Origin of the sequence: Porphyrobacter sp. TH134, from assembly GCF_002855495.1 — a bacterium.
Taxonomy (GTDB): domain Bacteria; phylum Pseudomonadota; class Alphaproteobacteria; order Sphingomonadales; family Sphingomonadaceae; genus Erythrobacter.
Map to the genome: position 1 here is coordinate 67,657 of NZ_PKRO01000014.1, position 6,269 is coordinate 73,925.

The 6,269-nt window shown below is 61.3% G+C and carries 4 protein-coding genes; all 4 read left to right on the forward strand.

Features of this window, described 5'->3' with window-relative positions; genetic code table 11:
- Nucleotides 1-82: 82 nt before the first annotated feature.
- The 4 genes from secA (at nucleotide 83) to C0V72_RS08360 (ending at nucleotide 6,177) form a co-directional block, all read left to right on the forward strand.
- A complete protein-coding gene (secA, locus tag C0V72_RS08345; protein ID WP_101793445.1) occupies nucleotides 83-2,848 on the forward strand; it encodes a preprotein translocase subunit SecA in 2,766 nt (921 codons plus the stop codon).
- Between the two features lie 33 nt (nucleotides 2,849-2,881).
- Nucleotides 2,882-3,637: a sulfite exporter TauE/SafE family protein gene (locus tag C0V72_RS08350; protein WP_101793448.1), complete on the forward strand. Its 756-nt coding sequence runs from the start codon at nucleotides 2,882-2,884 to the stop codon at nucleotides 3,635-3,637.
- A 210-nt stretch (nucleotides 3,638-3,847) separates the two neighbouring features.
- Nucleotides 3,848-5,059: a PQQ-dependent sugar dehydrogenase gene (locus C0V72_RS08355; RefSeq protein WP_101793451.1), complete on the forward strand. Its 1,212-nt coding sequence runs from the start codon at nucleotides 3,848-3,850 to the stop codon at nucleotides 5,057-5,059.
- Nucleotides 5,060-5,892: 833 nt separating this feature from the next.
- Nucleotides 5,893-6,177: an ArsR/SmtB family transcription factor gene (locus C0V72_RS08360; protein ID WP_101793453.1), complete on the forward strand. Its 285-nt coding sequence runs from the start codon at nucleotides 5,893-5,895 to the stop codon at nucleotides 6,175-6,177.
- Nucleotides 6,178-6,269 lie beyond the last annotated feature (92 nt).

The following is a 6,269-nucleotide window of genomic DNA, read 5'->3' on the forward strand; positions in this document are numbered from 1 at the left end:
CTGATGGCCGCGCGCACGATCACCCCACCATCCGTTTCGGGCCCGCACAGCGGGCTGCCGTCTGCATCAAAGGTTCAATGCCATGTTCAATGCCCTCGTCAAATCGGTCTTCGGATCGTCCAACGACCGCTACATCAAATCCGCCCGCAAGATCGTGGCGCAGATCAATGCGTTCGAACCGCAGATCCAGGCGCTCAGCGATGCCGAACTTCAGGCGCAAACCACCAAGCTGCGCGGTCTGATCGACAATGGCGCAACCCTCGACGACATCCTGCCCGAAGCCTTCGCCACGGTGCGCGAGGCATCGGTGCGCGTGTTCGGCATGCGCCATTTCGATGTGCAGCTGATCGGCGGCCTCGTGCTCCACCGCGGCGAGATCGCCGAAATGCGCACGGGTGAGGGCAAGACCCTGATGGCGACGCTGGCGGTGTATCTCAACGCGCTTGAAGGCAAGGGCGTCCACGTCGTCACGGTCAACGATTACCTCGCCCGGCGCGACGCTGCCGAAATGGGCAAGCTGTACAACTGGCTCGGCCTGACGGTCGGCGTGATCGTTCCCGGCATGCCCGAGGAATACAAGCGCGACGCCTATAACGCCGATATCACCTACGGCACCAACAACGAATTCGGCTTCGATTATCTGCGCGACAATATGAAGCATGAACGCAGCGCAATGGCGCAGCGGCCGTTCAACTTTGCGATCGTCGATGAAGTGGACTCGATCCTGATCGACGAAGCCCGTACCCCGCTCATCATCTCCGGTCCGACCGAGGACAAGTCGGACCTGTATGTCGCACTCGATCTCGTCGCGCGCGAAATCCCGGTCGAATGGCTCGACATCGACGAGAAGGTCAAGCGCGTGCAGCTGACCGAAGATGGCATGGAGGAAGTCGAAAAGCTGCTGCTCGAAAAGGGGCTGCTTGCGACTGACAACCTGTTCGATGTCGAAAACACGCAGGTCGTCCACCACCTCGATCAGGCGCTGGTCGCCAATTTCTCGCGCAAGCGCGACACCGATTACATCGTCAAGGACGGCAAGATCATCATCATCGATGAATTTACCGGCCGCATGATGGATGGGCGTCGCTGGTCCAACGGCCTGCATCAGGCGGTGGAAGCCAAGGAAGGCGTGCAGATCGAGCCGGAGAACCAGACCCTCGCCTCGATCACCTTCCAGAACTATTTCCGCATGTATCCCAAGCTCAGCGGCATGACCGGCACGGCGGCGACCGAGGCGGCGGAATTCTGGGATATCTACAAGGTCGGCGTGGTCGAAATCCCCACCAATCTGCCCGTCGCCCGGATCGACGAGGAAGACGAATTCTACAAGAACACCGCCGACAAGTTCGGCGCCATCGCCAAGGCGATCAAGGAAAAGCAGGAAATCGGCCAGCCTGTGCTGGTGGGCACCGTGACGATCGAAAAGTCGGAATTGCTCAGCCAGTATCTCGATCAGGAAGGCGTGGTCCATAGCGTGCTCAACGCCCGCTTCCACGAACAGGAAGCCCGCATCGTGGCGCAGGCAGGGCGCTTGGGCGCGGTCACCATCGCCACCAACATGGCAGGGCGCGGCACGGACATTCAGCTGGGCGGCAATGTCGAATACCGGGTTGCCGATGAACTTGCCGATCTGCCCGAAGGGCCGGACCGCGATGCTGCGATTGCCCGCATCCGCGCCGAAGTGGCAGCGGAAAAGGAACAGGTGAGGGCGGCCGGCGGCCTGTTCGTGCTCGGCACCGAACGCCACGAATCGCGCCGGATCGATAATCAGCTGCGCGGCCGTTCGGGCCGTCAGGGCGATCCCGGCCTGTCGCGCTTCTACCTGTGTCTCGAAGACGATCTGCTGCGCATCTTTGGCCCCGATACGCTGTTTTCCAAGATGATGAATTCCAACCTCGCCGATGGTGAGGCGATTGGTTCCAAGTGGCTGTCCAAGGCCATCGAAACCGCGCAGAAGAAGGTCGAGGCGCGCAATTACGACATGCGCAAGCAGGTCGTGCAGTACGACGACGTGATGAACGACCAGCGCAAGGTGGTCTATGAACAGCGCGCCGAAATCATGGACAGCGAAGCGGTGGATGACGTGGTGCTCGACATGCGGCACGACACCATCAATGCGATTGTGGGCACAGCCTGCCCGCCGGGCTCCTATCCCGAACAATGGGATGTCGCAGGGCTGAAGGCGCGGGCTGAAGAAGTGCTGGGCTTCCAGCCGCCGATCGATGATTGGCTGGCCGAGGATGAGGTCGAGCCCGAACTGATCGAGGAGCGCCTGCGCACGCTGACCGATGGCATGATGGATGACAAGATCGCGGCGTCCGATCCGGCCATCTGGCGCATGGTCGAAAAGGACGTGCTGCTGCGCCAACTCGATCATCACTGGAAGGAACACCTCGCCACGCTGGATGCGCTGCGGCAGGTGATCTGGATGCGCGGGATCGCGCAAAAGCAGCCGATCAACGAATACAAGCAGGAAGCCTTCGCATTGTTTGAAACGATGCTGGAAACCCTGCGCGAGGAAGTGACCAAAATCCTGTTCCGTGCGGAATTGCGCGTGGAACAGCCGCCAATGCAGGCGCTTCCTGATCTTCCCGATTTCCTCACCGGACATATTGATCCGTTGAGCGGGCTGGATAACTCTGCCGATGGCGACGGGTCTCACCTGCGCCCCGAATTGTTCGGATCTCTGGCAGGCGCACCCGCAGCTGAGATCGGGTCTGGCGGGGCCGAGGCAGGCGGTGACCCCTATGCCAATCTCGGGCTCAGCCGGAATGCGCTGTGCCCTTGCGGCAGCGGGCAGAAATACAAGCATTGTCACGGCGCGCTGTCAGCCCGCGCGCTGGTTTAAGCGCGCAGCCGGTCAGGCAGAGGCGATAGCGCGATGATCGGGGCGGTTCCGGCACTGCTGGCGCTCGCCTTTCTGGTCACCGCGCTGCTGTATGCCAGCGTCGGCTTTGGCGGCGGGTCGACCTATGCGGCGCTGCTGGCGCTGTCGGGGCTGGATTACCGGCTGCTGCCGCTGGTGGCGCTGGCCTGCAACATCGTGGTGGTGGCAGGGTCAAGCATCCGCTTCGCGCGGGCCGGCCTGACACCGTGGCGGCGCGCGGCCGTGCTGGTGGGGCTGGGTGCGCCCTTGAGTTTTCTTGGCGGGCTGACCCCGATCAAGGAAACGACGTTCCTCTCCCTGCTGGGCGCCAGCCTGGTGCTGACTGCGGTGACGATGCTGATCCCGGTGCGCGAGGGCGCCGCGGGCGGCCCAGCGCGTTTCGCTCGGTGGATGCCGTTGGCGGCTGCGCCGCTGGGCTATCTCGCTGGACTGGTGGGGATCGGCGGCGGCATCTTCCTCGCCCCGTTACTGCATCTGGCGCGCTGGCACGAAGCGCGCAGCATTGCGGCGACCGCCAGCCTGTTCATCCTGGTGAATTCGCTGTTCGGGCTGGCCGGGCAGATGCTCAAGAATGGCCCCGACCTGTTCGGACAGGCCATCAGTGCTGCCCTGCCGCTGTTGGTGGCTGTGGTGATCGGCGGGCAGGTGGGCAGTCTGCTGGCGGCTCGGTTGCTGCCTCCCAAATGGATCAGGTGGCTGACAGCGCTGCTGGTGCTGGTGGTGGGCGCGCGGCTGCTCGCTGGGATTTAGTTGGCCGCAATTGGCTTCGGCGGAGAAGAGAGCAGACCATCGGCCCGGGAAAAATTATGGCCACATTCGTCACCCCGGCGAAAGCAGGGCGCTAGCTGCGCAGCGATGCTAGGGGAATGACGCCATCATTTATTTGGCGGTTCTGTCGATAAACCGATCTTGTGTAACATAAATTCAGACCCGAACAGGCCATTCGCCGCACACGATCGTATGAGATCAATTCAAGTCGCCGTGCTCTTTTGCGCCATTTCGCTTGTGTACGGTTGTGGTGAGGAGGACAGCGGGCCAGTTGCGCCGCCTGTCGTCACGCCAACACCCACACCGACCCCCACGCCACCGCCGCCAAACCCTGCGCCCATCACCGGGCTGACGCAGACCGCCATCGCGCAGGTGCCTTTGCCGTGGGATATTGCGGTTTTGGACGATGGGCGCATTCTTGCGAGCAGTAGGACGATACCGGGCACGATGACGCTGGTTTCGCCCGACGGGGCCAAGGCCAATGTTGAAGGCCTGCCAGACTCCGTGGGGATGCTGGATATTCAGCTCGCCCCGGACTTCGCGGCAAGCCGAATGGTGTATTTCAGCTACATGTATCGTGATACCAACGCACCCCGCGTCGGCAGAGGAGCAAGCAATCCAGCCAACTTCCCAGAAGGCGTGGCGATTGGCAGGGTCACACTGACCGGCAACCAACTCACGGCGGTGCAGACCGTTTACCGTAGCGCGCCGATTGTCTCGCCCAATCGCATCGGGCAACCGGGCGCAAGAATGACGTTTAGTCCTGACGGTCGCTACCTGTTCATGGCCCTTGGGGATCGGCAAGAGGAAGACTTTAACTATCTGTTCTCGCTCGACAACGATACGGGTAAGATCATCCGCGTTTTCCCCGACGGGACGGTCCCAACGGACAATCCGTGGTTTAACCTCCCCGGCGCGGAGCAGCAGCTGTGGTCGCGCGGGCACCGTAATCCGTATGGTCTCGCCCTTTCCGCCGATGGGTTCCTGTGGTCGTCCGAACATGGTCCCACAGGCGGGGATGAGTTCAACGTGATTGCTTCGGGCGTCAATTATGGCTGGCCCGCAGTGACCAACGGTGCGCTGTCAGGCTCGAACATCGGCCGGCACACCGAAGGCGACGGGTTTATCGCGCCGGTCATCACCTGGACACCGGCAGTCGCGCCTGCGGGCATGGTGCGCTATAATGGCAATGAGTATTTCGACTGGAACAACGACTTCCTGCTAACCGGTTTGCAGCAGCGCGGGATTGTCAGGGTCCGCACGCAAGGCATCCGGGCGCAGGAAGTGCAGCGGATCGATCTTGGCGCACGCATCCGTTCGATTGCGCTGGCGCCTGATGGCGGGCTGTTCGTGGTAACCGACGGAGAGACTGGCGAGATACGGCGTCTCGCGCCTGTAAGGTAAAATTTCAGCCACACGCCCATATCTGCTTGATCGAGGGATGGGGCGGGCATGTTGCCCCCCAGCTGTACGACGTGGCGGATAATGTGACGTAACCGGCAAGGCTGCCGGTGTATTCCTTATCGGCCCGTCCTCTGTGTTCATCGGCGGGAATGAGTAACACGCGCCTCGATTCTCTTTCCGACTTCGCGCGGCAGCATGACCTGGTCGGGATCGATTGCGAGGGCGGGCCAGTTGTGCTGACCAGCTTTCGCCTCACCTGCACCGAAAGCAGACCTTCTGCAAACGATCCGTCGCGGGCATTGGTGCGACGCAAGAAAGCGCGTCAATGAAATCGTCAGCTCCCACATTCTCCGATGAATGGCGCGGCGTTGCTAAACCCGTGGCTGGCAAGACCTTTCGACAGAGTTGAACTGGATGGCCAAAGCTCCGACCCGATGATTGTCTTTGATTTTTTCCGTCGGATCAATAAGCGTTATCGCCATAAAGCGCGGCCGAGTGGCTGATTGCGGGTGCCACCCGAAAGGGAGCGCTCAGGGGTTTATCGACCCCTCGCGGGTTCGGATCCCGCCGTTTTACTTAGCGGCGGCATCCCACCCATGAACGGTCATAAACAGGGCAGCGGCGCTGGCCCGAAACCTGCCGGGCAGCTTCAGCGGGTTTCTTGCCGTAAGCCGAAATCCTGGAAGTGACCCCGTTCCAGGGGTTTGGGCGGTTCGCCGCGTTATTATCCTTGAATTGCCCCGACTGCCGCCCAAAGGTTCGATAATTCTCGAATTATAGCTTGATGTCTTCCTGCTGACTGGTATTTCGAGAATCATCGAAAGGTGGTGCTGATGGACGATCTCAACACACAGGTCTGGGCGGTCGATGCGCTAGGCGCGCTGGCTCATGAAACCCGGCTTTTGGTGTTTCGGATGCTGGTCAAGGCTGGCTCCGATGGGATGATCGCCGGGGCCATCGCCGAGAATTGCGGGGTTCCGCCTTCCACCATGTCGCACCACCTCGCGACGCTGGAGCGCGCCGGGCTGGTGCAGTCCGAGCGTGAGAGCCGCCTGATCCATTACCGCGCCAATTTTGCCGGGATGCGCAGCTTGCTGACCTTCTTGATGCAGGATTAGACCTGTTGCGAAAGTGGGGATTAGGGGATTCCCGTTTGGCGTAAAATCTGATTCACGCTTTGGATGCAGAGGTTTTGCGCTGAGCGGCTGAT

What these genes read in the sequence shown, in the direction of transcription:
- secA (WP_101793445.1), top strand. Translation starts at nt 83, where the DNA reads ATGTTCAATGCCCTCGTCAAATCGGTCTTCGGATCGTCCAACGACCGC.
- C0V72_RS08350 (WP_101793448.1), top strand. Translation starts at nt 2,882, where the DNA reads ATGATCGGGGCGGTTCCGGCACTGCTGGCGCTCGCCTTTCTGGTCACC.
- C0V72_RS08355 (WP_101793451.1), top strand. Translation starts at nt 3,848, where the DNA reads ATGAGATCAATTCAAGTCGCCGTGCTCTTTTGCGCCATTTCGCTTGTG.
- C0V72_RS08360 (WP_101793453.1), top strand. Translation starts at nt 5,893, where the DNA reads ATGGACGATCTCAACACACAGGTCTGGGCGGTCGATGCGCTAGGCGCG.